Genomic DNA, 26,380 nt, shown 5'->3' with positions numbered 1-26,380 from the left:
GCTCTTGCCCATAATCCACCTCCAACCACGGTGAATCAGAATCCTCCCACCAAGGAAATCCCCTTTGATTCAGATTTATAGATCGATGCTCTAGCCGCGGTCCGCTTCGCGGACCCCGCCCCGCTCGCTGCGTTCAAGGCTTGCCGATGCCGCACCCTGATCATGCACCGCACCGGCTGCCTGGTCTTGGCGGCCCGCTGCATGCACACGTCGATGGCCTCGCGGTTGTCACGGCGCATCTCGGCGGCCTCAGCGATGGCCTGCCACGCCTCCGGACTATCGGCGTGCATAATCTGGGTTCCGGCTTCCCATAATGTCGGCGCACGAACGGTGCGGGCTGCGATGCGCTCGGGCAGATGCCAGCTTGTCGGCATGATGCGCGCGCCGAAACCGGGAACCACCGACCACAAAAGACACCCGGCGAGCAAGCCACCGCCGACATACCACCAACGGAGACGCTTTTGCTCGTAGATGGTGTTGGCGGTGCCGATCATCGCACGCAGGTCGCGGACGGCCTCGCCATGCTCGCGCTTCGCTTGCGCGAGCTTGGCCTGTTCGTCGTTCCGCACTCGCGCAACCGCCGCCGTCATCCGCGCCTCGAACTCCTCCGGGGTCATCTGCATGGCAGGCTGGCGCTCGATCGCGACCAGCCGGTTCGCCATATCGCCCAGCGTCTTGCTGTAATCGGGAATGTCGATTTCGGATTTCTCGGTGGCGAGATGCTCGACCGCCCGGCGCATCATCGCGATTTCACCTTCGAGGCGGGTAAAGGCCTGTGTCGCTGTATCGGGTCCGGGATCGTCATACGGCAGTCGGGGTAGCTGTCTGTCGTCGTCCATATCATTCTCCTATCGGCTCATGCCAAGATTCTTACCGAGATCGGCGGGGACCGAAGACGCGAGGTCGCGCGCGACATCGCGGCTCATGTTCATCCCGATACCGAGTTCCTGCCGGCGACCGCGCAGCAGCGATTCGACCTGCGCGTCGCGTTCGAGGCTTTTCGCCATGCCTGCCATTTGCTGTCCGACGCGCTTCGCGCCCCGCACATCGCCATCGCGGCGCAAGTCGTCGTGGGCCTGTCTGAGCTGCTTCCAGCCCTCGACAAAGCGGTCGGCGCGCTGGAAGGGATCGGCGCGCAGTTCGGCTTCCTTGGTCATCGCGCGCACCGCGGCCTGACCTCGCCCCCGTGCGGCGTCGTGGGCGAGCTCTGGTTGGCGCTGGAAGGCATTGCCAAGGTCGGTGGAGCCGTGAGGCCGGATAGCGTCCAGCGCCTCTCCTGCCCGGTTCAGTGCGTCATGTTGGTGGGGCAGCACCGGTAAGCCCCGATCGCGCATCCGGGCGATGTCATCGACAGCGCGCGCATAGCGTTCGACCGCGCGGCGCTGGCCGGTGGCATGGGCTGGTTCAGCCCTCGCCTGCTCGCCAGTCCGCTCCGGCGGGCGGAAGCCCGCGAATATACCCGGCTCGCGCTGCTGGCCGGGCAGCGAGAGGCGCAAGCCGTCGAAGATCCCGCGCGCCTTCTCCTTCCCGGTGCGAACGATCTCCGCGACACGCTCACGGATACCGATACCGCGCCGTTCCGCGAACGCGCGCGCTGGATCGGCCCTGGCATAGTCGCTCGCCATATCCTTGGTGCGCTCGCGCGACAGGGTGCGGACAAGGCGCGCATCGTCCTTGAAGTCGTCGCGGCCATAATGAAGCGCCATCCCGTCGCGGTGACGCGACAGACCGACATAGGCGCCGTGGCGATCCATGCCGGGGGTGGCGAGGACATGCGACCGGTCCATGGTCATGCCCTGCGCCTTGTGGATCGTTGCCGCATAGCCATGATCGACATGGGCATAATCTTTGGTGTCGAACGCGACGCTGCGCCCGTCATCGGTGCGGACGGTCATGCTCTGCTGGCTGACCCGCTCGACAGTGCCGAGCGTGCCATTCTTGACCTCAAGTCCTCGCTCGTTCCTGAGGAACATGATGCGGTCGCCGGATGCAAAATCCCGGTCGCCGCGTTCGGTTTTCACGCGCACATCGTCGCCAAGCTGGCCCGCCTCGCGCATCCGGTCGCGGGCAGCCTGGTTGAGTTCGCGGACTTCGGCGTTGGTGTGCGTGAGAATGATGCGGCTCTGATCGGGCGCGGCGAGGCGCTCGCGATCCCACCGTTCAACAAGCTCGCCGCGTGCCGCTTCGCGCGTGTCGGCCGCATGGACCATGCCGCGTTCGCAATAGGCATGAATCGCCTCGCCGGTTCGCCCGGTTGCAAGATGCCGGGTCGCGTCCTGCTGCCAGCTCTCATGCTGGCGCCGGACCTCAGTGATCTCGACACCGCCATGCCGTTCGTGGATCGCGCGGAACGCCGCGCCCGCCTCGATCGCCTGCAACTGCTGCGGATCGCCGACCAGCACGACCTTTGCGCCGGCGTCGGCCGCATGGGACAGAACGCGCTCCATCTGGCGCGTGCCGACCATGCCCGCCTCGTCGATCACCAGCACGTCGCGGGGACCGAGCATGTCGCGCCCCTGCGACCAGCCATGTTCCATGCTGGCGATAGTGCGCGAGGCGATGCCGGAGCCGTTCTCCAATCCTTCCGCCGCGATGCCCGACAGCGCTGCGCCGCGCACGTTGAGTCCCGCGTCCTCCCATGCCTCGCGCGCGACACTCAGCATTGTGCTCTTGCCAGTGCCGGCGTACCCGACCACGACGCTCAACCCCTGCCGCCCGGTCACATGCTCGAACGCGGCGCGCTGCTCGCCCGACAGGTCCAGCCCGCGCTCCGCCGCGCGCGCCAGCGCGCCCTCCCGGGCCGCGTCCGACACGCGATACCGCTCGCGCTCCGCCATTACCTCCGATGCGCGTTGCAACCGCTGTTCGGTGTCGATCATGTCGCGGCTGGTGAACCGATCTTCGCCGTCTCCGTCCTTGCCCAGTTCGATCAGGTCAGGCGATGAGCACACCGCCGACATGGCGGCATCAAATTGTTCCTTCCCGTCGGTGTGGTGATGCACGAACATCGCCATGTCGCGCCGGGTAAATGTGGCCTGCTGGTGGGTGATCGCGTCGAGTGCGACACGCGGCTCCGCGATGATGCGTTCGCCATTGGCTCTCGCGACGGCGCGGTGATCCTCGATGCGCTCGGATTCCAGCCCGCGTTCGGCCATGCGCGAAGCGGCGGGGCCGATCTTGCCCTGCGGCTCCAGATCGATGCCCTGCGCTTCCAAGGACCGGTGATCGATCCGCGCGTCTATGTCCAGTTCCGCCAGCCGCGCGTTGACGCGATCGGCCCACCGCTCGCGCCATTGCTCTACAAGTTCCGTGCGGTTCCAGTCGCGGACCTTCTGTCCGAACCCGAATTCGCCTTCCTTGTCGACGGTGATTTCGCGCATGGTCAGCATCACATGCGCGTGCGGCTTCGCGAGCCCGTCAGCTCCGACGTCCCGATGGACATTCAAGTCCGCGATCATGCCGCGCTCGACGAACTCGGACTGCACGAAGTCGCGGGCCAGCTCGATGCCCTGCTGCTGATTCATCTCGCGCGGAATGGCGAACTCGACCTCGCGGGCAAGCTGCGCGTCCTTGCGCTTCTCGAACGCCTCGACTTCGTTCCAGAGCCGTTCGCGATCCCGCCACGCGTCGGGCGCGTTCTCGGGGAGCAGCACTTCGCTGTGCACGACGCCCGATTTATTGGTGAAGTCATGCGCGCGATCCAGCCGCTCATCGTGCAGCCGATCAGTGGACCGATAGGCTGCTGCCGCGACCGCGCTGCGGCCAGCGGCGCGGCTGATGACTTTGACCGAGAGATGGAAGATTGCCATGACGGCAATCCATCTACGCCACAATACCTACGTCGGCACGACGTATAAGCGCGCCCTTCTCGAATAAATTCTTCGCAGGGACCAGGTGGTGTCAGGCTGTCCCGGCGACACTACTGCATCACCGGTGTCACTCTTCTATCATGGTCGCATCGACACTCAATGGAGACTTGCGATGCGAAAACCCCGCGATTTTGAGTCAGAGCTGAAGGCGCTCGCAGACAAGGCGAAGACTCTCAAGGAACGGCGTGTGCGCCAGCTTGGCGAACTGGTCGCAGCAACCGGGGCCGACGCGCTCGATGCTGACATGCTCGCCGGCGCATTGCTCGGTGTCGTCGCGACGAAAGACGCTGGCGCGAAGGAGGCCTGGCGCAAGGCGGGCGCGGCCTTCTTTCAAGGTAAGGCGCGAAAGCCTGCGCCGCGAACTGAACAGAAGCCGGAAGGCACTCTACCGCTCGAAGGCGGCGCGGCATCGCGTTGAGGCACGAAAGGCTCGGACCGATATGCGCGAATGGGTCGTGAAGCGCCGCGAGCGCACGAAGCAATTAATCGAACTCGGCGGTCTCGTCGTGAAGGCGGGGCTTGTCGATCTGGCCGGCGACGATCGCGCCACGCTCTACGGCGCCTTCCTGGCGGTCGCGGACAAGCTCCGCGGCGAGGATCGCGATTACGCGCTGGTCCGCTGGCAACGCAAAGGCAAGCGGGCGTTCGAAGCCGAACAGGAGGCCGCCCGGGATGAACGTTCTTCACCCGTCCCGGCACGAGGACAAGGCGATGGTCGATAACGAAAGGCACACGATGTTCACCGTCGGGCAGCACGCATTGCTGACGGCCGATCTTGAAGTGTCGGGGATCGATCCGGATAGGTTCGGTTTCTATGACCAGCTTGGCTTTCTTGCCCGCGAAAACACCGACCCCGCCTATCTCGAACGATATGCGCAGTGGGTTCTCACGCGGCCAATGTCTCCGGTCTATGAGGCCCGTGTCCGCGCGGTCGTCCCGAAACTCGCCCATCTGCTGCGCGAGACCTTCGCTGCCCACGACGCACACGGCCGCTGCCTCGCCGTCTGCTCCATGATGACGCGAATGCTCGACCTGCTGCAGATCTGGAGTTTTGGCCTGTTCGGATCGGTGGTCCTCGAAGTGCCCGATCAGGGCAGGCGAACAATGCGGACGATCGCTTTCAAGCGCGACCCTGACGCTGATGCTGCCGCCGGTCATGCATGGTCTGCGCGCCGCCCTTTCTCATCATCGATGCAACCCTAGCGCTCCAACGCTGGGACGCGGCGATCCTGCCGTTCCTTCCGGGCGTCGTTCTGGCGGGTTCCGAGGCCTCGAAAGTCGAGGCGCGCGTCGAGGATATTGTCGATGATCGAGTGAGAGACTTGTTCGCCGACGCCGAAGGCTGGCACGACCCTTATTTGCATCATCGCCTCGACCCGAGCCTGAGGGGATTCCATCAAACATTCCCGGCGCGCGATGTCATAATGCCAAAGCTGCACATGCGCTTCGTTCCGGTCCTGATCCGGCAACCTTGCGAAACGCTGGCCGAGATCGAAGTGAAGCGCGGCGGGCCGTCCGGACTGGACGTCTGGAACAGCGTTGTGACGCCGGCTTTTGGCGTGACTCCCTTGCCGTCTGGGCATCGATGAACGCGTCCCATATTACGCCGGCAACATTGCCCGATGGCGGCCGGGCTGCCATAGGCGTCCCATGACACAGGAACTGGCAAATACCGTTCTTCGGGTGATCGAACGCGCGCCGCAATGGATACGGCGCGACCTCGACAGCAAGGATGCGGTTGTCCGCATCCGTGCCGAGGAATCGCTTGCAGCGATGATCGCCGATGCACTCGACAGCCAGGCTGCCGAAGGCTGACGGCTATTTCTTGAAGAGGGAGATGGTCTTCTTGCGGCCGCCGCCACGTCCCTTGGTGCCGAGGCCGATCTTCTTTGCCAGCGCACTGCGCTGTTCGGCATAGTTCGGTGCAACCATCGGGTAGTCTGCCGGCAAGTTCCACTTGGCGCGGTAGTCGTCGGGTGTCATGCCGTAGCGCGTCATCAGGTGGCGGCGCAGCATCTTGAGCTTACGGCCGTCCTCAAGACACACGATGTAATCGGGCTTCACTGACGCGCGGATCGACACGGCGGGCTTCTGTTCGATCTCGGGCTCCGCGGTCTCGCCAAGTCCGGTAAGGGCGCCGTGCACGGTCTGGATGAGAAGCGGCAAGTCGGGGACCGCGACATTATTATTGCTGACATGCGCGGCGACGATGTCGGCCGTCAGCGTTACCAGCGATTCCTGATCGTCCATTTCTGTCTCCATCGGCGCAGTATTATTAGGGATCTATTGCTAAACATGACATGCACAGATGTTGTCGTCGCTTCAAGCGCGCGATGATGTTGTATCCGCCCATTCATAGAAAAGCGGACCGAATGATTTCCCATTTCAGTTGCAGGCCGAGCCGCATGACCATGACGTCAAACCTTATGCGTTCGCCAAGCGACGGATGGCTCATGCCGATGATCGCATAATCGGCCTGTTCGCGAAGGCGTTTGACGCGTCTGCGGCTGATGCCGAGCCGCCGCGCGATCTCTTCGGATGAACGGCCGTAGCAGTTGAACAATATCCAGACCTGCCGCGTGCGTTCGGGCTGACTGGCCAGCGGCTCGGGAATCTGCACCGTGTCGGCGACCTCTTCGCCGTTCCTTTCGGCTTCTGTCGGCGGTCTTTCGTCGGGTAAGGGACGCCGACGCCGCCGATGTTCCGCATAGCCATGCGGATAGCGCCGACCCGGCATCAGGCACTCCGCCAGCCATTCGTCGAACGGCTGCCACCCCGCGCATCGGAGTGCTTCCGTGACACGTAGCAGACGCTCGCGCCGATACCGGCGCCACCGCAACACGGTGCGCCAGAGATCGACCGTGGCGACGCCGGCCCGGTGCGAGCGGGCGACCGCTCGGCGCAGTGCGGCCGGTAGCTGCGGGACGAGGGACGCAGCCGCCGCGTCCTGGTCGGCCCGGATGTCGGCGATCGGGTTGGGCCATATGATCTCGCCCCGATAGCCGCTCTCAGCGAAAGCGGATTCGAGCGAGCGCCGATAGTCCTGCCGCAACCGCGCCTGCAAGGCGGCAGTCGCCGGCCCAACGCAGGGGACCGGTTCGCTATAGCAGACATGCGCACGAACGATCGCGCGCGCGTCGACAAGGCAAGCAGCGATGGTGTCGCGATCCGTACCGATCCGCTCGGCCAATACATCGACATCGAGGCCGAAAAAATTGTGGAGCAGAAACAGGGCGCGTGGAAGCGGAGGCAGGAGTTCCACCGCTTCGATCCGCCGATTATAGAGGTGCATCATGGTCAGCGCCTCCGTTCGCGGGGATGGAGCGGCGCATGGCGCGAGGCACGATAGAGGGTGATGCCCGCCTCGATCCGGTCGAGGATGAAGGTGTCGCGCTCGGCTTTCGCGATGCGAACGTCGGCTTTGGAGTAAAGGTCGAGGGCGACAGCGCAGCGGTTGCCTATCTCGCGCTGGATCACGTTGCGGGCACGGTTCCAGCAGCACTCTTCCTTGAACAGCGGATGGTTGACGACGATCCACAGTTCGTAATCGGAGAAATCGATCGTGCGCCGATCTTCATACCAGCTCTTCCGTGCATAGGGGCCGATCAGGATGATGCGTCTGATCTGGCCCGGCTCGGGCGCTTGCACCTGTTCGGGATCAAAACAGGCGCGCAGGATGCGCGTGATGCGCTCGATCTCCTGTTGCTTGCGGCGGATCAGATGGCCGACGCGCGCCATCACGACCTCGCGCGCGTAGACGTCGTTCGTTGGGATAGTCATTTGCAGCTCACACACCAGCGGTCCACGCGTCGAGCGCGGATGTGCAAGCGGTGTCCGCTGTTCTTGTGCCGCCCTAGCGGCTTACAGCAACTGCCCGACCGCGGTGGCCGAACCTACATGATGCCTGGCAGGACGTTCCTCGGGATGGCCGCCAGTCTCTCCATCCTGTAACGGGGATTGTGTCAGAAATACGGAGTTTCGGCAAGCCGCCGAGAGATGGTCTATTTGTGGACAATTGATCCAATACCGCAATATTGACCGGCCGGCCGGAAAAGAATCGATTATTCGGACGTTATGGCTTGCGATTTATGTGCTGTCACACAAGTGGAAGAGCGTCGCGCTCTTTTTATCTACCAGTGAGCTTGATAATGCATATTTGCCCCCTATCTAAGGGGCACAATGTCTGTTTCTCTTAAATTCTGGAACTGTGGGCGCCTACTGATTGGCGCTTAGCCGGACGCACGCCATGCCAGGCTGCGTCCGGTGCATGCATCCGAGCGCGAATGCGGTCCTCCGCGGCCGCGGCTCATATCCTCTTCCGATGCAGGGCAAACCCTTTCTCACCCATGCAGCCACGCCCGCGCGGGCGCTAATGCTGCGCGAAGGAGATTCCAGACATGGCAACCAGAGCTTATTCCCGTTTGCGGGGAGTGTCACAGAGGACGCAAGAGACCGAAAATCTGCTCGCCCGCTATCCTCGGCTCGGTGAGCAGGAGTTGGCGCGGCTGATCGAGATATTCCCCGCCCTGCCGCCGATCGACAAGGCGGTGATCGCCGCCGACGAACGATTATCAGGCAAGCTGGCTGCCTTTTATCGCGACCATGGCGACAAGCTCTACCCGTCGATCGCCGCGCTGTCCGTGCTTCTCTTCCTCCCCATCACGGCGGCGGCCACTGCGCTGTGGTGGCTATTCGGCTGATTTCCGCGACCGTGTGCGGCGCGTCCGACCGAACGGCCGGGCTGCGCCGATCCCATTTATCCATTGGCGACATGTCTCGCCTTGAAGGACAGTGATTATGTCAACGAATGCATTTGCCCGTTCCAACGCTCATCCGGCCGACGGTCCGGTTCGTCCTGGCGAGAACCACAAGCCTCCCATGGCTTCGGCCGCCGCACTGGCGAACGAAGCCCGTTTCGCGGTAACCGGCGAGGACATCTCATCGTTTGCGACCTTCGTCCCGGTCGGCCTGCTGGCGCTCATCTCGTTCGGCGCAATGCTTACCTCTCATTGATCCCTCCCGCGCCCGCGTCGAATTGCATTGCTGGGTGGCCGCGCAGATGTGCGAGCGGTGTCCGTTGCGTGCCGCCCGCGCGGCGTGCGCCGACTGTTCGACCATCGGCCGGGCCTGAATGATGCGGGCGGGACAATCCCGCTGGAACGTCTCTGGTCATTTTATCCCGTGCATGACACCATGCCAGAAACGCCGGAGCCTCGGGAGAGAGCTATTGGTGTACCGCTTTTGCCAATGTGGCGATGTGGTCCGAACAGATTTGATGGACGACGCAGCCAAGTTCCTCGACGCGCTCGCCGAGCCAGGCCAGTTCTTCCTCGCTGATCCGATAATGCTTTGAATAGCGCGCCTTGGTGTAAGCTTCCTTCAGTTTCTGAAACATTGCGCGTTCGCGGCGATTATTCTCTGGCCAGATACCGTAGAGGCGTCGGTCCAGCCCCTCAGCGAGTGATCGGAGGAAGGCAATATTGTGGTTATAGGGCGTGTAGAATGTCGCCGTGAGTAGAAGGCAGGAGTAAAGGCGCTCGACCGTTTGGTGCATGTCGAACGCAGCATCTTTAAGAAAGCCGCGTTCAATGTCGAATCTGGCAATCTCGAACCGCTTCATTGCCGATGGGAAGCCGTCCTCAAAGTATTCCTTCGCTGTTTCCAGCGCCTGCTCTGACGTCTTCGGCTTCGGCGTCGCCAGTTCCCGGCCATCGGCTTCGTAAAGCGCAATGCCGTCCTTGGCAACCTCCATGAAAAAGACGCGACCGTGCGCGAGGCCATCGTTCACCTCATGCAGCGAATGGACGATAAAATTGACCGGCGTCCTTAGCGTCTTCTCGATGGTATAGGCGCGAATGAGCCGCTCCTCGGCTTTCGCCCAATAGGCGGCGCGGTCGGTCAATTCCTTCTGGCTGACGATGACGACGATGTCATAGTCGGACTTATACTGGTTTGCCGATGCGGGTGCATCGACCCAATCGCCGCGCGCGTAACTGCCGAACAGGACGATCTTGAGAATGCGCGCGCCCTTGCGGCGCCCGGTCGCATTCTCGGTCGCCTGGCCGAACTCGTCGAACAATATCTCGACGATGCGCTCAAGCTCGCGCTGCTTCGCGGCTGGTAGATGATAGACGTCGGTGCGCATTGCTGGAATCTTCAGCCAATCTCCGGTCCTTGGCAAGAGCTATCGGCACCGCGGCGTCGATACGTGCCCCGATCGGCACAGCAATGCCTCCTCTGTTGCACGGGCCGGACAGGCTGACGCAGACTGGTTCGCGGCGGGCAGACCACCGAATGCTAGAGTCTGCGTATGATTCGAACCGGCGCCGCAAAGCGATTATCCATTCGCACCACCTGTATGAACCAATGCTATTGTGCGCGAAGCTTTCCTATTCCTGCCTCTTCGCGCCGCGCGCTGCCGTTTATGCGCTATTGTGGGCTATCTTTTGTCTTTGCATCCTATGCTTCGATTGCGCCGAGCGGCAGCGAAGAAGCACTTGAACGGCGGGCCTCGACCGTTGAAGTCTGTCCGCAAGGGGCGTCATTAACCATCAGGTGTTGGAGGTAGTCCCCGTGCCCGCTCCCGAACGAATTATCCGTATCAAGACCGTCCAAGATCGCACCGGACTGTCGCGCTCGACCATCTATCGCAAGATCGCCGAGGGCACCTTCCCGCGGCAGCAGAAGCTTGGCGTCCACGGGGCCGGATGGCACGAATCCGCTATCGACCGCTGGGTCGCCAACCCCGCCGCCTATCGTGCGGATAATGATGATGACGCGGGGACCGGCGATGCACGAGGATGATGCGCAGCCCGAACGAGGCATCGTTCCAACCAACGATAATGCGCCCGTGCTGCGCGCCGCCGAGGTCGATGCCGCGCTGACACGCATCGCCGAGGCGATCGGCCGCCACATCGCGCGCGAGCATATTCGTGCGCTGTGCGCCGCCAATGACAATGATCCCATCGACAAAGGTTGATGGAGTCATTGACAACGGGGCTGATCGTTGGTAGAAAATCCAACATGAAGGCGGAGCCGCTTCTTCACGAGCGTCATCAACTCGGCGCCGAGGCGTTCGTGGAATTGCGGATATGGCGCGTGCCGCGACGCGTGCCGGGGTCGAACCATGATCTCAAATATGCCCTCGCTTATGTCGTCGGCGGCATCTGCGTGCTGCGCTACGACAATGAGGCCGGCAAAGGCGATCACCGCCATGTCGGCAAGCGCGAGACGCCCTATGCCTTCACCACACCGGCAGCCTTGCTGGCGGACTTCTGGAAGGACGTGGACAAATGGAAACCCGAATGAACATCGTGACGCTATCCGTCGCTTCGCGCGAAGCGGTCGAAGCCCGTGCGCTGGCGGCGTTCGAGGGCAAGGCGCAGGGCGCGCATTATTCCTTCGGGTCGACCGACCTGCTCTGGCAGACGCTGACGCGCAAACGCTGGGAACTGCTTCAGGCGATGACGGGGCAAGGCGTGATGTCGATCCGCGAAGCCGCGCGGCGCGTCGGGCGCGACGTCAAGGCGGTGCATGGCGATGTCCAGGCGCTGCTCGCGGCCGGGGTGATCGACCGTGCCGAGCGCGGCATTGTCTTTCCCTATGATGCGGTCCACGTCGATTTCATGCTGACCAAAGCTGCGTGACAGAAGGGGGAAACGCCATGATCCGTGCTGCGCTTTATGCCCGCTATTCCTCCGACCAGCAGAATGCGGCGTCGATCGCCGATCAGCTTAGCCTCTGCCGCGAGCGTGCGACACGCGAGGGATGGCAGGTCGAAGGTATCTATGAAGATGCCGCCGTCTCAGGGTCGAGCATGATCCTGCGTCCCGGTGTCCAGCGGCTGCTGGCCGATGCGCAGGCGGGCAAATTCGATATTGTACTGGCGGAAGCCCTCGACCGCGTGTCGCGCGATCAGGCCGATGTCGCAACGCTCTACAAGCATCTCCAGTTCGCTCGGGTGCCGCTCATCACCCTCGCCGAAGGTGAAATCTCCGAGCTTCATGTCGGGCTCAAGGGCACGATGAACGCGCTGTTCCTGAAAGACCTTGCGAAGAAAACGCATCGCGGCCTGCGCGGGCGGGTTGAGAGGGGCTTTTCCGCTGGCGCGGTCGGCTATGGCTACCGCATGGTGCGGCGCCTGAACAGCGAAGGCGAGCTGGTTCGCGGCGAGCGTGAAATTGATCTGGCGCAGGCGTCGATCGTCGAACGCATCTTTCGCGAATTTGCGGCGGGAAAAAGCCCGATCGCCATCGCGCGCGACCTCAACGCGGATGGCATAGCGGGGCCTTCTGGAAAGCCGTGGCGCGATACCAGCATCCGCGGCACACCGCGCCGCGGCCTCGGCATCCTCAACAACGAACTCTACGTCGGCGTCCGGGTCTGGAACCACAAACATTATGTGAAAGACCCGACCACCGGCAAGGACGTCACCCGGCTCAACCCGGAATCGGAATGGGTGCGCAAGGCGGCGCCCGAACTGCGTATCGTCAGCAATGAGCTATGGGACGCGGTCAAGCATCAGCAGGAAGCACTCGCCGCGCGCTACGCGGGCCACAAGGAAGCGGCCCAGGCACGAAGCGTCAATGGGTTGCGGCGTCCGGCCTATCTCCTGTCGGGTCTTCTCGAATGCGGCGAATGCGGCGGCAACTATGCGATCGTCACGACCGATCGTTACGGCTGCATTGGTCATCATCGCAGCCGGAACTGCACCAACGGCCGGACGATCCGGCGCGAGGAGCTGGAACGCCGGGCGCTCGCCGGCATTGCCGAGCGGCTGGTGTCGGCTGACAAGATCGACGCCGCCGTTGCCGCCTATGCCACGCATATCAACCGAGAGAACCGCGAGCGGCGCATTCAGATCGAAGCTGACCGGAGAGGGCTGGCGCGGATCGACAAGGCCGTCGCGGGCATCATGGCCGCGATAGAGGACGGGCTGTATCAGCCGTCTATGAAAGCGCGCATGGCTGAACTGGAACGCGAGCGGAATGAGGTCAACGCGCGGCTGGCCGAAGCGCCAGCGGGCATCCCCGATATCCATCCCGGCATTGCTGAAATCTACAAGCGCAAGGTTACCAAGCTCACGGAAACGCTCAAAGACCCGCAAGCGCGGCTCGATGCCTCAAGCGACATTCGCTCGCTCGTAGGCAAAATTGTGCTACATCCCGGCGAGAAGCGCGGCGAGGTTCACGCGACCCTCCACGGCTCACTGATGGGAATTCTCGACTTTGTGAACGACAACCCACAGCCGACCACCGACCGAGTTATAATAAAGGTGTGCCCGGGTTCGCGGGAATGACAAAGGGGGAGTGGCGCCGAGCGCCAGAACTCTGCGTGCTCCGCGCCTCTGCGCGAATCTCATCCCAACGCCGCGCCGGTCAGGCGTGCGCCAGCGCCTCGGGCACCGCGTTCCGGCCGAAAATCTCCGCAAAGCGGTCGATGGCGAAGCGGTCGGTCATCCCGGCGATATAGTCGCCGATATGGCGCACCGTCGCACCGGCGCCTTCGGGCAGGCGCGATCCCCAATCCTCCCCCATCAGGCGCGGATCGGCCGCATAGGCTTCGAACAGCCGCGACACGACCTCTTTCGCTCCCGCTGCCGCCGCGAGTTGCGAGGGGTGATGGTAGAGGTTCGCATACATGAAGCGCTTGAGGTCGCGTTCCTGCCGCGCCAGCTCGTCCGAGAAATCGCCGAGGGTCCGGCCCGCGGCGCGGACCTCTGCGACGCTCGCGACACCGGAGGCAGCGACATTGGCCCCGGTCGCGGCGATCACGTCGTTGACCATCACCCCGATCTGGTCGCGCACCAGCTCACGCAGCAGCCGGTCGCGCGGCGCGCCGGGAAAGCGTTTCTCGACCGCACGGTAATTGGCGGCCACGAAGGGCTGCGCCATCAACTGGTCGAGCGTCAGCAGCCCGGCGCGCAGCCCGTCGTCGATGTCGTGATTGTCATAGGCGATGTCGTCGGCCACCGCGGCGACCTGCGCCTCCAGGCTGGCATGGCTCGACAGGTCGAGCGGGAATTCGGCATCGATCTGTGCCAGCGCCCATCCCGGATGGCGCACCGGACCGTTGTGCTTGGCCAGTCCCTCGAGCGTTTCCCACGTCAGGTTGAGCCCGTCGAAGCGCGGATAGGGGCATTCGATCCGCGCCAGCGTGCGCAGCGTGTGGCCGTTGTGGTCGAACCCGCCGTGCGCCCGCATCGCATCCTTCAGCGCGGCCTCCCCCGCATGGCCGAAAGGCGGATGCCCGATATCGTGCGCGAGGCACAGCGCCTCGGTCAGATCCTCGTTGAGGCCGAGCGCGCGCGCGATGCCGCGACCGATCTGTGCCACCTCTATGCTGTGGGTCAGGCGGACACGATAATGGTCGCCATCGGGGGCGACGAACACCTGCGTCTTGTGGCGCAGGCGGCGGAAGGCGATCGAGTGGATGACGCGGTCGCGGTCGCGCTGAAAGGCGTCGCGCGGGCCGCGCACGCCGTGCCCCGGCTCCGCGTGGAGGCGGCCGCGCGTGTGCGCGGGGTCGCTCGCACACATCGCCAGCGTCATTTCACGGGATCGACGGTCTCGCCCGCCTCGCTGTTGAACAGGAAGCCGTCGCCGCCCGCCTTCTTGTAGTCGGCGAGCCAGTCCTGCGCCGCCTTCTTGCTGGCGAAGGGACCGACGAGCAGGCGGCGCGTCCGGCCCCATTCGGCGGTGGCGCCCGCCTTGCCCTTGAAGAGATCGGCGTTCTTCTTCGCGAAACGATTGTAGTCGAAGGCCAACGCCTTTTCGTTGGCGCCGGTGGCGATCTGGACCCACAGGCGTGCGGGGTTCGCCTTTTTCTTCGCCGCTTCCTCCTTCGCCTTGGCGTCGGCTTCGGCCTTTGCCTTGGTGGCCGCCTCTTCCTTCTCGCGCTTCGCGGCCTCGGCGGCCTCGGCGGCCTCGGCCTTGCGCTTCTCCGCCTGGAGCATCGCGAGCGTGTCGGCACCGATCGCATTGTCGGGCCGCGCCAGTTCCTCGGGCGGAATCTCGATCGAACCGATGATGCCGGCGAGCGATGCGAGCGGCGCCGCGGCGGTCGGCTTCGCCACGGCCGCGGCGGGATCGGGCGGTGGCGCGGCGGCGAGGGCGGGCGCGGCGGATGGCGAGGGCGCGCCGCTGCCGCCGACCGAGAAGCCGGGACCGACCGGCCCCGACGTATGGTTGACCGCGACGCCGATCGGCGCGGCGTTACTCGTGGGCGACGGTACAGCCTGCGCGGGAGCGGGCGACGGGGCCTGCTGAGTGGACGAGAGCGCGGGCTTGCGTTCCGCTGGGATCGGGTTCGATGCCGCGGAGGCAGCCGGCGGCGCGGCTCGCGGCTGCGGCCGGGTGTCGGGAGACGTCGTGGCGAGCGCCGGAACCCGCCGCGCGGGCGAAGGGGCGGCAGCACTGGCACGCCCGCGTTCGGACCGCTGGCCGCTGGCCGGGCGCCGCGCATCGACAGGCGCCGAAACGGGCGCAGGCGTCGGTGCGGGGGTCGCCGCCGCCATCTGCACCGGTTTGCGACGCGGACCGAGTTCGCCCGAAGGGAAGCGCCCGAAATGCGCCGCCGCCGCCTGCTGCGCCGGGTTGAGTCGGTCGAGTTGGGTTAGGTAGGGGAGGATGTTTTGCGCGAGTTGTGGCGGCATCGTCGCGTTGACGATGTCGGTCGCTTCCTTGTCGCGGCCGTTCATCGCGAGGATCATCGCGCGGACCCGCCAGGCGCCGCGGTCCTGCGCGCGCAGCTGCGGCGTCAGCATCTCCACCGCCCGGTCGGGATCGCCGCTGATCCCCAGCGACAGCGCATAGCGGCGCGTGACCTCTTCATTCGGGCCGAGCGACAGCGCGAGCTGATAGTCGCGCTGCGCCGCGTCCTGCTGGCCGAGCAGGTCGCGCGCGAGCCCGCGGTCGGCGAGGAACAGGCGTTCGGGCGCGCCCAGCAACTGCGCCTCCCCGAAATAGTCGAGCGCGCGGGTCGGATTCTCCATGCGGACCATCGTCGATCCGAGCGCCGCCTTCACCGCCCCGTCGCGCGGATTCGCCTTTTCCGCGCGGACGAGAAAGCCGAGCGCGGCGCGATAATCCTCGAGGTCGATCGAGGCGCGGCCGGCATCGAGCAGCGCGCCGGGATCGGACCCGTTCGCCGCGATGCGAGGGATCGCCGACGACAGAAGGGTGCGCGCCGCGGTCCGCTTCTCCATCGCCGCTTTGGTCGCCGCGTCGGGCTGGCTCGCCTGCAACGCCATGGCCGGCCCCGCCGCCGCCGTGCCCAACAGCAGCAGCGCGGCGAAAGCCGTGGCGCGGCGGCGTGCACGTCCCGACCCGGAAGGTGCTCCAGCCGTCAATTTCGATCGCCACATGGGCAAAGTCATCCCGATCTACGGTCCGCCCCTGCCCGTCGCAGCGGCCGCTCGATAAACCCCGTTACTGGTTGTTCTGCCGCCCCAGGAAGCGCGGGATATCGACCCCGTCCTCCTTCTTCGCGCCATCGGCATCGGAGGATGCCACGCCGCGCGACAGGCGCGACATGCGCTCGAACAGCGTTCCGCCGCCGATCGGACGCGCCGGGCTTTCGCCCGCCGGTGCGGCGTCAGGCGCGGGCGCCGCCTGAGCGGACCGATAATCCGCCTCGGGCGTCGCGGCGGGTTCGCCGAGCACCAGTTCGCCGGTGGTGTCGTCATAGGTCGCGGCAACCTGCGAAAGCTCCATCGGCTCTTCCTCGGCCGGCGCGGGCGCAGGGGTCGGCGCGGTTTCGGCCGCCGGAGCATCGCTGATCGAAAAGCCGGGCTGCGGATCGCTGTCGGCCTCGACCGCCGCTTCGGCGGCGGGCGCTTCCTCGACGGGGCGTTCCTCGACCAGCGGCTCGATCGCTTCCTCCGCCACCGGCGTCGGCGCCGCGGCGCGGCCCGGCTGGAAGGAGAAGCTGCGCGCCGCGGGCGCGGGCGTCGCCGCACTGTCGCCGGTCCCGTCGATCCCGGTCGCGACGACCGACACGCGGATCTTGCCTTCGAGCGCTTCGTTGAAGGCGCTGCCCCAGATGATGTTGGCGTCGGGGTCGACCAGTTCGCGGATGTGGTTCGCAGCCTCGTCGACTTCCATCAGGCGCATGTCCTCGCCGCCGACGATCGACACGATCACGCCCTTCGCGCCCGCCATCGACACGCCGTCGAGCAGCGGGTTGGCGATCGCCTTCTGCGCCGCCTCCAGCGCGCGGCCGTCGCCTTCGGCCTCGCCGGTGCCCATCATCGCCTTGCCCATTTCGCGCATCACGCTGCGCACGTCGGCGAAGTCGAGGTTGATCAGACCCGGCATGACCATCAGGTCGGTGATGCCGCGCACGCCCTGCTGCAGCACCTCGTCCGCCATCGAGAAGGCTTCCTTGAAGGTTGTGTTGGGGTTCGCGACCAGGAAGAGATTCTGGTTGGGGATGACGATCAGCGTGTCGACATGTTCCTGCAGTTCGGCGATACCCGCCTCTGCCGACCGCATGCGACGCTGGCCTTCGAAGGTGAAGGGCTTGGTGACGACGCCGACGGTCAGGATGCCGCGGTCGCGCGCCGCCTTCGCGATCACCGGCGCCGCGCCGGTGCCGGTGCCGCCGCCCATACCCGCCGCGACGAAGCACATGTGCGCGCCGTTCAGCGCCTCTTCGACCTGGCTGATGCTTTCCTCTGCCGCCGCGCGGCCGACCTCGGGCCGCGAGCCCGCGCCCAGTCCCTGCGTGATCTGGGTGCCGAGCTGGATGCGCCGTTCGGCCGGCGAGGCGTTGAGCGCCTGCGCGTCGGTGTTGGCGACGATGAAATCGACCCCCTCGACCCGCGCCGCGATCATGTTGGCGATGGCATTGCCCCCTGCGCCGCCGACGCCGATCACGGCGATCCGCGGCTTCAGCTCGTCGACCTGCGGCGGGCCAATATCGATGCTCATCAAATAATCTCCCTGCAGCGGCGAACCCCTGCCGCCAGCCTCACCATGCGACCCAACGAGCGGTGGTCCCGCCGCCCGGATAAGGGTGCGGACCCATCTATGGCGCGTTCGAGGCGTCGAAATGGCGAAGATATCGGGTTCGGGCGGATGCAGCGGGTAGCATCGCTACCCGCAAGGCCGCGCGGACCCGAGATCGAAGCCATTTCGGCGTCCCTTCGGGATTTGATCGATTTTGCCCAGTGCTTCGTCGGCAAGTCTTGAAATATCGACATATTCCTACGCCTTGCCTCCTCGCACTGAACAAAATCGCTTCAAACCTCGAACGCGCCATAGATGGGTCCGCACCCTAGCCCCGCATTGCACTATTGTGACGCCGGAATCACCCAAAAAATTAACCTTTCACGTTCGCTGCGATCAAAAGCTGCTTTTGAGCGCAGCCATCAACCGCTGGAGGATGCCGGCGCCCTTCGGGCGATAGATATCCTGCGCCATCATCGGCAGGTCGCGCAGGTCGACGGGGTCCGACGCGGCATAGAGAACCAGACCCGCCAGCGTCGCGAAAGCCGGTCCCGAGTGGGCATCGGGCAGGCCGTGCAAGCCGCGCGGTCGTCCGATGCGCGCGGCGCGGCCGAGCGCGCTCTGGGTATAGTCGGCGATGCCCTTGAGGTCGGCGCCGCCGCCGACCAGCACGACCTGCCGGCCCACCGGGCCGACGAAATGCAGGTCCTTGAGCGTCCGGCCGATCTCCCCCATCATCGTGTCGAGCCGCTGGCGGATCACCGCGACGAGCTGCGCGCGGGTGATGCGCGGCGATTCGCCGCCCGCGGGGGCGCCGGGATCGAGTTCGATCACCTCGTTGTTGTCGCGCGGGCTGGCGGACGCGGAGCCGTAGAAGCTCTGGAGCCGCTGCGCCTGGCTGCGGCGGATGCCGAAGGCGGAGGCGATGTCGTCGGTGATGTCGCTGGCACCGAAGGGCAGCGACGCCATCTCGACGAGCATCCCCCCGGCATAGAGCGACACGGTCGTCACCGACGCGCCGAGTTCGACGAGCGCGACGCCGAGGTCGCGTTCCTCGTCCGACAGGCAGGCGAGCCCGGCCGCGATCGGCGCGGCGACCACGGCGTTGACGTCGAGATGCGCCTGCCGCACCGCGACCTCCAGATTCCGCACCGGCGCGCCGTCGGCCATGATGATGTGGATGTCGACCCCCAGCCGGTCGGCGTGAAGCCCGATCGGGTTCTTGACCCCGGCAAGCCCGTCGAGCGTGTAGAGCGCGGGCTGCGCGTGCAGGATCATCCGCCCTTCCGGGTCGATACCGGCGCGGCCCGCGGCGAGCAGGTCGTCGACATCCTCCTGTTCGATGCGGTGGCCGCCGAGTTCGCTCTCGATCGGCGCGACGTCGCTGATCAGGCAGCCGGCGGAAAAGGATACCCACACATCGTCGATGTTGAGTCCCGCGATGCGCTCGGCCTGTTCGATCGCCTCGCGCACGACATGCTCGGTCTGCTCCATGTCGGCGACATAGCCGCGCTGGACGCCTCGGCTCTCGCGCTGTCCGGTGCCGAGGACGTGCAGCTGGCCGTCGGCGGTCTGCCCCGCGATCAGCGCGCAGACCTTCCACGACCCGACATCGAGCGCGGTGATGATCTTTTCGATGCGCGGCGGCGCCATCGTCCTACCCCTCGTTCGCGGTGCTCGCCGCGACGGCATCGGCGGCCGCGCGCGCGGCGTCGAGCTTCGCGGGCGCCACCTGCCCCTCGTGCGGCAGGCGTAGCACGAAACGGCTGGGATCGCGCATGTCGAAGCGCAGGATGCCGCGGCCGAGCAGCCGGTTGGCGCCGTCCATGTGCGCGAATTTGGCGAGCGCGCGCTTCGCCTCCGTCTCGCCTTCGGGCAGCGACAGCGTCTCGCCGCTGCGGAACCGCAGGTCCCAGCGGCGATTGCCGACCCAGGTCGCGCCCGCCAGCAGTTCCTTGAGGCTGCTCGCCTCTGCCAGCAGCCGGTCGAGGTCCTGCGCGCGGCGGTTGGCGCTGGGGCCGATGACCAGCGGCAGGTCGGGCATGGTCGCGACCGAAACGGGTTCGAGGACGACGCCCTTTTCGTCGATCAGCGACAGGCGGCCCGCATTCTGCCAGATCGCGGCGGGCGAGCGTTCGACGATATCGACGACCAGCGTATCGGGCAGCCGCCGCGACACGCGCGCATCCTTGATCCAGCCATATTGCATCAGGTCGTGGCGCACGCCCTCCAGATCGACCGCCGCCATCGAGCGATCCTTCTGCGCGAGCGCGATGTCGTAGACTTTCAGCCGGTCGATGCGGTCGGCGCCGACGACCTCGACCTTGCGCACCTGGAACCCCGCGCGGCCGACGGCCTGCGCCCATTCCTCCTGCACCTTTGCCGTCACCCCCGTCGCATGGGCGGCAAGTCCGGCGACCGCGAACAGGCTGAGGCCGATCGTCCAGTTGGCGATCCGCTGAAGCGTCGCGGGCCGCACCGGCAGCGCGTTGATGATCGCGTCGAGGCGCGACGTCTGGACCCGCCTGCGCTTGCGCGGCGCCCGGACCGGGCGGCGCGGCGGGGCCTTGGCGCGCTTGATCCGCGTGCTGCTCACAGGGCGTCCTCCACGATGCGTTCGACCAGTTCGGCGTAGTCGATGCCGATCGCGCGCGCCTGTTCGGGCACGAGGCTGAGCGGCGTCATGCCGGGCTGGGTGTTGACCTCGAGCAGATAGATGCCCGCCAGGCCATGTTCGTCGTCCCAGCGGAAATCCGAGCGCGACGCCCCCTTGCAGCCGAGGATGCGGTGCGCCTGGAGCGCCAGGTCCTTCATCCGCTGCGCCACCTCTTCGGGCACGTCGGCGGGGCAGACATGCTGGGTCAGGCCGTCGGTATATTTGGCGTCATAATCGTAGAAGCCCGATTTCACGCGCAATTCGGTGACGCCGAGCGGTTCGTCGCGCAGCACCGCGACGGTCAGTTCGCGCCCCTTGATGAAGGGTTCGGCCAGCAGCCGGTCGAACGCCTGCCACGGCCCCACGGCGTCGCGCGCGATCGGGTTGCCGTAATTGCTGTCGTCCCTGACGATGGCGACCCCGACCGACGAGCCTTCGTTGACCGGCTTCAGCACATAGGGGCGCGGCAGCGGGTCGATGGAAAAGAGGCTTTCGCTGTCGACCATGGTCCCCGCCGGCATCGGAACGCCATGCGGCACCAGCGCCTGTTTCGTCAATTCCTTGTCGATCGCGATCACCGAGGTGACGAGGCCGCTGTGGGTGTATTTCAGGCCCATCAGGTCGAGCATGCCCTGCACCGTCCCGTCCTCGCCCGGCACGCCGTGGAGCGCGTTGAACACGACGTCGGGATTCGCCTCTGCCAGCCGCTGCGCGACGTCGCGGCCCATGTCGATGCGCGTCACGCGGTGCCCGCGCGATTCGAGCGCGTCGGCGATGCCCTTGCCGCTCATCAGCGACACCTCGCGCTCGGCGGACCAGCCGCCCATCAGCACGGCGACATGCCAGGGGCCGCGGGTCATGGAATCACTCCAATATTCAAAACCGGGAGGAAACGCACCGTCATTTCTCTTTCCCCACGCGCTGAATCTCCCATTGCAGGTCTATGCCGCTGTTCGCCTTCACCCGGCGGCGCACCTCTTCGCCCAGCGCTTCGATGTCGGCGCTGGTGGCGGTGCCGGTGTTGATGAGGAAATTGGTGTGCTTTTCGCTGACCTGCGCGCCGCCGACCGTGAGCCCGCGGCAGCCGGCCGCGTCGACGAGCTGCCACGCCTTGTGCCCCTCGGGATTCTTGAAGGTCGAGCCGCCGGTGCGCGAGCGCAGCGGCTGCGACGCCTCGCGGCTCGCCGATATGCGGTCCATCTCGGCCTGGATCGCCTGCGGGTCGCCGGGGCGGCCGCGAAAGGTCGCGCCGGTCACCACCGCGCCTGCGGGCAATTCGCTGTGGCGATAGCTGTAGCCGAGGTCGGCGAGCGACAGGGTGCAGCGCTCGCCGGAGCGCAGCACGACCTCGGCCTCGACCAATATGTCCTTGACCTCGCTGCCGTATGCGCCGCCGTTCATGCGCACGAAGCCGCCGACGGTGCCGGGGATCGATCGCAGGAATTCGAGCCCCGCGATGCCGGCGTCGCGCGCGGTCGAGGAGACGAGGATGCCCGACGCGCCGCCGCCGCAGCGCAGCGTCGTCGCGTCGATGGCCGCGACCGTCGCGAACGCCTTGCCCAGCCGCACGACGACGCCGGGGAAGCCGCCGTCGCGGACGATCAGGTTCGAGCCGAGACCGAGCGCCATGACGGGGACCCAATCGGGCAGGCTCCGCAAGAACGATGCCAAGGCTTCCGCCGATGCCGGTTCGAACAGCAGGCCGGCAACGCCGCCCGACTTGAACCAGACCAACGGCGCAAGGGGAGCATTGGCGGTAAGTTTGCCGTCCGGCTCCGGAATCGTGAACGACCCAGTCCCCAACTGCACTTCAAAGGCGCCCGGACTGGTTTCAGTAAGGGTGCTCATCACGAACGATCCCAGATATCTTCGTCACCCTGAACTTGTTTCAGGGTCCATGGTCTGCCGTCGAAATCCACGCCGCGCTCACCGAAAGGGCGGGCCATGGATGCTGAAACAAGTTCAGCATGACGAGTTCGAAGGACGCTCACTTCGCCGCCTCCACCGCCGCGGCCAGTCCGGCCGCGATCTTCGTGATGTCGCCCGCGCCGAGGCAGATGATCCGGTCGCCGGCGCCGATCTGCCCCGCCGCGAGCGCCCCGGCGACCGTCGCGGCGAGCGCGGCGGCGTCGGGGACGAAGGCGACGTCGCGGTGGCCGCGGTCGCGCAGCCCCTCGACGAGCGCCGCCGACGTCACCCCCTCGATCGGCGCCTCGCCCGCCGGATAGACCGGCAGCGCATAGACGATGTCGGCGTCGTTGAACGCCTGCTGGAACTCGTCCATATGGTCGCGAAGACGTGTAAATCGGTGCGGCTGGACCACCGCGACGACGCGCCCCATCCCCACGCCCTCGCGCGCGGCGGCGAGCACGGCGCGGATCTCGACCGGGTGGTGGCCGTAATCGTCGATGACCGTCACGACACCTTCGCCCGCCGCGATCTCGCCGACCTTGGTGAAGCGGCGCTTGACCCCCGCGAAGCCCTCGAAGCCCGAAACGATGCGCGCGTCGGGCACGCCCATGTGCAGCGCCACCGCGACCGCCGCGAGCGCGTTCTGGACATTGTGGCGGCCCGCCATCGGCAGGTGGATGCCCTCGATCGTCCGGCTGCCCCCGTCGGCCAAGCGCACCACGACGTCGAAGCGGTTGCCGTCGGGTCCCGGCGTCACATTGGTGCCGCGCACATCGGCCTGCGCGGAGAAGCCGTAGGTGACGATGCGCCGGTCGCGGATGCGCGGGATGATCGCCTGCACCTCCGGATGGTCGAGGCAGAGCATCGCGGCGCCGTAGAAGGGCACATTCTCGATGAACTCGACGAAGGCGGCCTTGATCGCGTCGAAGCTGCCGTAATGGTCGAGATGTTCGGGGTCGATGTTGGTGACGACCGCGATCGTCCCGTCGAGGCGCAGGAAGCTGCCGTCGCTCTCGTCGGCCTCGACCACCATCCAGTCGGACGCGCCGAGCCGCGCGTTCGAGCCATAGCTGTTGATGATGCCGCCGTTGATGACCGTCGGGTCGATCCCGCCCGCATCGAGCAGCGCGGCGACGAGGCTGGTCGTCGTCGTCTTGCCGTGCGTCCCGGCGATAGCGACGGTCGACTTGAGCCGCATCAGTTCGGCGAGCATTTCGGCGCGGCGGACGATCGGCACGCGCTGCGCGAGCGCCGCCTCGACCTCCGGATTGCCGCGCTGGACCGCGGTCGAGGTGACGACGACCGCGACGCCCTCGACATTTTCGGGGGCGTGGCCGATCGCCACCTTGATCCCGCGCTTGCGCAGCCCCTCGACGACGTAGGATTCGGCGATGTCGCTGCCCTGCACCTGATAGCCGAGGTTGTGCATCACCTCGGCGATCCCCGACATGCCGATGCCGCCGATGCCGATGAAGTGGATGATGCCGATATCGGTCGCGACGCCGCGCATCAGTTCGCCTCCCGCGCCGCGGCGACGCCGCTTGCCGGTGCGCGCTGGGCGCTCGCGCCGACGCGGATCACGTCCATCAGCGGCGGCGGCGCGAAGGATTCGACGAGGTCGGCCAGATCGCGCGTCGCTTGCGGAAGGCCGCAGCCCGCCGCATGCCCGGCCGCCGCCTCGAGCGCGCCGGGTTCGAGCGCCATGCGCTGGATATGCTTGGCGACCGCGGCGGGGGTGAAATCCGGCTGCGCGAAGGCGATGGCGCCCCCCGCCTCGACCAGGTCGACGACGTTCCAGCGCTGGTGATCGTCCATCGCGTGCGGATAGGGGACGAAGATCGCCGGGCGGCCCGCGCAGGCCAGTTCGGCGACGGTCGAGGCACCGGCGCGGCCGATGAACAGATGCGCCCAGCGCAGCCGTTCGGGCAGGTCGGCGATATAGGGCGCGCATTCGGCCGCGACGCCGAGTTCGGCATAGCGGGCGCGCACGCCCGCGATATCCGCCTCGCGAGCCTGCTGCACGACCTGGAGCCGTTCGAGCAGCGCGGGCGGCAGCATGGCGATCGCGGCGGGCACGACCTCGCTCAGCACCGTGGCGCCGAGGCTGCCGCCGACGACGAGCAGGCGGACGATGCCGTCCTCGGGCAGCGGCGGGAAGCCTTCCTCGCGGATCGCGACGATCTCCTCGCGCACCGGATTGCCGGTGAGGTGGCGCTTCATCGCCTGCTTTTCGGGGAAGCGGTGGATGTTGCGATAGGCGACGGCCACCGCATCGACGCGCGGCGCCATCAGTCGGTTGACGCGGCCGAGCACCGCATTCTGTTCGTGGATCACGCGCGGCCGCCGCGTCGCCCCTGCGGCGAGCAGGCTGGGCAGCGAGGGATAGCCGCCGAAGCCGACGACGACCGCCGGGTCGAATTCGCCGATCAGCTCGATCGCCTGCCGGCGTCCCTTGCGGATCGCCAGCGCCGCCTTGACCCAGCCGACGGGGCCGCCGTGGACGCGGCCGGCGGGCAGCACATGCGTTTCGAGTTCGGCGGGCGCGCCCGGAATCCTGAGGCCGCGATCGTCGCTGACCAGCGCCACGCGGTGCCCGCGCGCGATCAGTTCGCCCGCCAGCGCATAGGCGGGCAGCATATGGCCGCCGGTGCCGCCGGCGGCGAGGAGGAAGTGGCGGGTCGCGGTCATCGGCGGGCGGTCATTTCTTGTTCCAGTTGCGGGTCAGGGACACCCGCGCGGCATAGGGGTTCCGCCGGGTCAGCGACAAGAGCAAACCCATGCCGATCGACAGCGCGATGAAGGAGGAACCGCCATAGCTGATGAAGGGCAGCGTCATCCCCTTCGACGGGAAAAGCTGGGTGTTCACCGCCATGTTGATCGTCGCCTGCCCCCCGAACTGCGCAATCAGGCCGGCGACGGCGAGGATCAGGAAACTGTCCTCTTCGTCGAGCAGGCGGACGAGAACGCGGACGATGATCGCGAGATAGAGGACGACGATGGCAAGGCACGCGATCAGCCCGAATTCCTCGCCGATCACCGAGAAGATATAGTCGGTGTGCGCCTCTGGCAGCTTGAACTTGGCGAGCCCGGCGCCGGGGCCGGTACCGATCAGCCCGCCGGCGGTGATCGTCGCATGCGCCTTGTCCTCCTGAAAGCTGTCGCCTTCGCCGAACAGCCAGCTGTTGATGCGCTGGGTCGCGACCGAATAGGTGAAATAGGCGACGACCAGCCCGGCGAGCCCGCCGGTGGCGAGCAGGACGATGATCCGCATCGAAAGCCCCGCGACCATCACCAGCACCAGCCAGGTGCCGATGAAGATGATCGTCTGCCCCAGGTCGGGCTGTCCCATCAGCAACACCCCGATGATGCCGGTCAGGACGAAGGAGAGCGGCACGACCGGCAGGCTCTGGTCGTGGAGCCGCAGCGACAGGATCCACGCGAGCGACACCGCGAAGAAGGGCTTGAGGAATTCCGACGGCTGCAGTCGGAACATGCCGCTGCCGAGCCAGCGCTGCGCCCCGTTCACCGAGGCGCCGATCAGCGGCACCAGGAACAGCAGGATCAGGAAGGTCAGCGTGCCGTAGATGGCGAAGCGCCGCGCCTGCGGCTTGGGCAGCATCGACACCGCGAGCATCACCGGCACGCCGACGATCACCCACATCAGCTGGCGGTAGAAATAATAGAGCGGATCGAGGCTGGCGGTCGTCGTCGACAGTTTCTGCGCCGCGACCGGCGAAGCGGCGGCGACGGCGACCAGCCCGACCGCGACCAGCATCGAGACGAGGAGCAGCAGCACCCGGTCGATTTCCCAGAACCACAGGCCGAGCGGCGTGCGGTCGGCGCGGCTGAGCCGCGGCCCGCGGCGCTTCGCCGTCCGGGTCGTCGCCGCGATGACGGGTCGTTCGGTGGCGTTCATGCTGTCCGGCTCCCCACTCATGCCCTGGCCAACACCGGGCGGGCACCTGCCCTGTCCGTTCGCGTCGAGCGAAGTCGAG

At 66.2% G+C, this 26,380-nt stretch carries 28 protein-coding genes; 12 read left to right on the top strand and 16 right to left on the bottom strand.

The annotated features are described in order from the left end of the window. Positions 1–35: 35 nt before the first annotated feature. Together SGRAN_RS07570 and traA are read right to left on the bottom strand one after the other, a co-directional pair. The gene (locus SGRAN_RS07570; RefSeq protein ID WP_067182232.1) at positions 36–839 is read right to left on the bottom strand and encodes a DUF6118 family protein; all 804 of its coding nucleotides are present in this window, start codon (positions 837–839) and stop codon (positions 36–38) included. Positions 840–848: 9 nt separating this feature from the next. Beyond that, positions 849–3,809 carry a Ti-type conjugative transfer relaxase TraA gene (traA, locus tag SGRAN_RS07565; protein WP_067182230.1) on the bottom strand — a complete coding sequence of 987 codons (2,961 nt, stop codon included), beginning with the start codon at positions 3,807–3,809 and terminating at the stop codon, positions 849–851. Between the two features lie 172 nt (positions 3,810–3,981). Between traA and SGRAN_RS07560 the strand changes: the two genes are divergently transcribed. The 5 genes from SGRAN_RS07560 (at position 3,982) to SGRAN_RS22545 (ending at position 5,684) form a co-directional block, all read left to right on the top strand. Continuing rightward, positions 3,982–4,287: a conjugal transfer protein TraD gene (locus SGRAN_RS07560; protein ID WP_067182227.1), complete on the top strand. Its 306-nt coding sequence runs from the start codon at positions 3,982–3,984 to the stop codon at positions 4,285–4,287. Positions 4,288–4,309: 22 nt separating this feature from the next. Then, entirely contained in the window at positions 4,310–4,591 is a 282-nt protein-coding gene (locus tag SGRAN_RS07555) for a conjugal transfer protein TraD (RefSeq protein ID WP_067182224.1), read from the top strand. Continuing rightward, positions 4,581–5,072 (top strand): hypothetical protein, encoded by a 492-nt coding sequence (locus SGRAN_RS07550; RefSeq protein WP_067182222.1) that lies wholly within the window; start codon positions 4,581–4,583, stop codon positions 5,070–5,072. Before SGRAN_RS07555 ends, SGRAN_RS07550 begins: the two co-directional genes overlap by 11 nt. Then, a complete protein-coding gene (locus SGRAN_RS22160) occupies positions 5,030–5,458 on the top strand; it encodes a hypothetical protein (RefSeq protein ID WP_148650819.1) in 429 nt (142 codons plus the stop codon). Before SGRAN_RS07550 ends, SGRAN_RS22160 begins: the two co-directional genes overlap by 43 nt. Positions 5,459–5,519: 61 nt before the next feature. After that, positions 5,520–5,684, top strand: coding sequence for a hypothetical protein (locus SGRAN_RS22545; RefSeq protein ID WP_172709630.1), 165 nt, complete (start codon positions 5,520–5,522; stop codon positions 5,682–5,684). A gap of 3 nt (positions 5,685–5,687) precedes the next feature. Here the strand turns inward: SGRAN_RS22545 and SGRAN_RS07540 are convergent, their stop codons facing one another. From SGRAN_RS07540 to SGRAN_RS07530, 3 genes are all read right to left on the bottom strand, one after another. Then, entirely contained in the window at positions 5,688–6,119 is a 432-nt protein-coding gene (locus SGRAN_RS07540) for a MucR family transcriptional regulator (RefSeq protein WP_404950406.1), read from the bottom strand. A gap of 103 nt (positions 6,120–6,222) precedes the next feature. Further along, a complete protein-coding gene (locus tag SGRAN_RS07535) occupies positions 6,223–7,164 on the bottom strand; it encodes a sigma-70 RNA polymerase sigma factor region 4 domain-containing protein (protein ID WP_067182213.1) in 942 nt (313 codons plus the stop codon). A 2-nt stretch (positions 7,165–7,166) separates the two neighbouring features. Next, positions 7,167–7,649, bottom strand: coding sequence for a hypothetical protein (locus SGRAN_RS07530; protein ID WP_234002574.1), 483 nt, complete (start codon positions 7,647–7,649; stop codon positions 7,167–7,169). 617 nt (positions 7,650–8,266) lie between these two features. Here SGRAN_RS07530 and SGRAN_RS07520 point away from each other — a divergent pair. Together SGRAN_RS07520 and SGRAN_RS22155 are read left to right on the top strand one after the other, a co-directional pair. Next, positions 8,267–8,569: a hypothetical protein gene (locus tag SGRAN_RS07520; protein WP_148650818.1), complete on the top strand. Its 303-nt coding sequence runs from the start codon at positions 8,267–8,269 to the stop codon at positions 8,567–8,569. A 97-nt stretch (positions 8,570–8,666) separates the two neighbouring features. Further along, the gene (locus tag SGRAN_RS22155; protein WP_148650817.1) at positions 8,667–8,882 is read left to right on the top strand and encodes a hypothetical protein; all 216 of its coding nucleotides are present in this window, start codon (positions 8,667–8,669) and stop codon (positions 8,880–8,882) included. Positions 8,883–9,093: 211 nt separating this feature from the next. On the opposite strand, the gene SGRAN_RS07515 is transcribed toward SGRAN_RS22155, so the two are convergent. After that, positions 9,094–10,014: a nucleotidyltransferase and HEPN domain-containing protein gene (locus tag SGRAN_RS07515; protein ID WP_067182202.1), complete on the bottom strand. Its 921-nt coding sequence runs from the start codon at positions 10,012–10,014 to the stop codon at positions 9,094–9,096. Positions 10,015–10,442: 428 nt separating this feature from the next. Between SGRAN_RS07515 and SGRAN_RS07510 the strand changes: the two genes are divergently transcribed. From SGRAN_RS07510 to SGRAN_RS07490, 5 genes are read left to right on the top strand one after another with little or no spacing between them, the layout of a single operon-like run. Further along, a complete protein-coding gene (locus tag SGRAN_RS07510) occupies positions 10,443–10,673 on the top strand; it encodes a helix-turn-helix transcriptional regulator (protein ID WP_067186968.1) in 231 nt (76 codons plus the stop codon). Continuing rightward, positions 10,660–10,848, top strand: a complete 189-nt coding sequence (locus SGRAN_RS07505) for a hypothetical protein (protein WP_234002575.1) — start codon at positions 10,660–10,662, stop codon at positions 10,846–10,848. Before SGRAN_RS07510 ends, SGRAN_RS07505 begins: the two co-directional genes overlap by 14 nt. Before the next feature lie 44 nt (positions 10,849–10,892). Then, on the top strand, positions 10,893–11,177 hold the full coding sequence (locus tag SGRAN_RS07500) for a toxin-antitoxin system TumE family protein (protein WP_067182197.1): 285 nt from the start codon (positions 10,893–10,895) through the stop codon (positions 11,175–11,177). Continuing rightward, a complete protein-coding gene (locus SGRAN_RS07495) occupies positions 11,174–11,515 on the top strand; it encodes an HVO_A0114 family putative DNA-binding protein (protein WP_067182195.1) in 342 nt (113 codons plus the stop codon). The genes SGRAN_RS07500 and SGRAN_RS07495 overlap by 4 nt, the downstream gene beginning before the upstream one ends. A 17-nt stretch (positions 11,516–11,532) precedes the next feature. Further along, positions 11,533–13,167 (top strand): recombinase family protein, encoded by a 1,635-nt coding sequence (locus tag SGRAN_RS07490; RefSeq protein WP_067182192.1) that lies wholly within the window; start codon positions 11,533–11,535, stop codon positions 13,165–13,167. A gap of 79 nt (positions 13,168–13,246) precedes the next feature. Here the strand turns inward: SGRAN_RS07490 and SGRAN_RS07485 are convergent, their stop codons facing one another. From SGRAN_RS07485 to SGRAN_RS07440, 10 genes are all read right to left on the bottom strand, one after another. Next, positions 13,247–14,419, bottom strand: coding sequence for a deoxyguanosinetriphosphate triphosphohydrolase (locus tag SGRAN_RS07485; protein ID WP_067182190.1), 1,173 nt, complete (start codon positions 14,417–14,419; stop codon positions 13,247–13,249). Further along, positions 14,416–16,218 (bottom strand): tetratricopeptide repeat protein, encoded by a 1,803-nt coding sequence (locus SGRAN_RS07480; protein ID WP_237233930.1) that lies wholly within the window; start codon positions 16,216–16,218, stop codon positions 14,416–14,418. The genes SGRAN_RS07485 and SGRAN_RS07480 overlap by 4 nt, the downstream gene beginning before the upstream one ends. Positions 16,219–16,297: 79 nt before the next feature. Next, entirely contained in the window at positions 16,298–17,800 is a 1,503-nt protein-coding gene (gene ftsZ, locus SGRAN_RS07475) for a cell division protein FtsZ (protein ID WP_067182184.1), read from the bottom strand. A 414-nt stretch (positions 17,801–18,214) separates the two neighbouring features. Continuing rightward, the gene (ftsA, locus tag SGRAN_RS07470) at positions 18,215–19,471 is read right to left on the bottom strand and encodes a cell division protein FtsA (protein WP_067113103.1); all 1,257 of its coding nucleotides are present in this window, start codon (positions 19,469–19,471) and stop codon (positions 18,215–18,217) included. Positions 19,472–19,475: 4 nt separating this feature from the next. Then, complete coding sequence (locus SGRAN_RS07465; RefSeq protein WP_067113106.1) at positions 19,476–20,414, bottom strand: cell division protein FtsQ/DivIB; 939 nt, start codon at positions 20,412–20,414, stop codon at positions 19,476–19,478. Beyond that, on the bottom strand, positions 20,411–21,334 hold the full coding sequence (locus tag SGRAN_RS07460; protein ID WP_067182181.1) for a D-alanine--D-alanine ligase: 924 nt from the start codon (positions 21,332–21,334) through the stop codon (positions 20,411–20,413). Before SGRAN_RS07460 ends, SGRAN_RS07465 begins: the two co-directional genes overlap by 4 nt. Before the next feature lie 40 nt (positions 21,335–21,374). After that, positions 21,375–22,322 (bottom strand): UDP-N-acetylmuramate dehydrogenase, encoded by a 948-nt coding sequence (murB, locus tag SGRAN_RS07455; RefSeq protein ID WP_067182178.1) that lies wholly within the window; start codon positions 22,320–22,322, stop codon positions 21,375–21,377. A 139-nt stretch (positions 22,323–22,461) separates the two neighbouring features. Further along, positions 22,462–23,895, bottom strand: coding sequence for a UDP-N-acetylmuramate--L-alanine ligase (murC, locus tag SGRAN_RS07450; RefSeq protein ID WP_067182175.1), 1,434 nt, complete (start codon positions 23,893–23,895; stop codon positions 22,462–22,464). Beyond that, a complete protein-coding gene (gene murG, locus SGRAN_RS07445; protein ID WP_067182173.1) occupies positions 23,895–25,073 on the bottom strand; it encodes an undecaprenyldiphospho-muramoylpentapeptide beta-N-acetylglucosaminyltransferase in 1,179 nt (392 codons plus the stop codon). The genes murC and murG overlap by 1 nt, the downstream gene beginning before the upstream one ends. A 10-nt stretch (positions 25,074–25,083) precedes the next feature. Then, complete coding sequence (locus tag SGRAN_RS07440) at positions 25,084–26,301, bottom strand: FtsW/RodA/SpoVE family cell cycle protein (RefSeq protein WP_104959451.1); 1,218 nt, start codon at positions 26,299–26,301, stop codon at positions 25,084–25,086. Positions 26,302–26,380 lie beyond the last annotated feature (79 nt).

Origin of the sequence: Sphingopyxis granuli, assembly GCF_001559015.1 — a bacterium.
Classification (GTDB): Bacteria; Pseudomonadota; Alphaproteobacteria; order Sphingomonadales; family Sphingomonadaceae; genus Sphingopyxis; species Sphingopyxis granuli.
The sequence above is the reverse complement of the archived record's forward strand: the minus strand, read 5'-3'. Positions and strand labels throughout refer to the sequence as shown.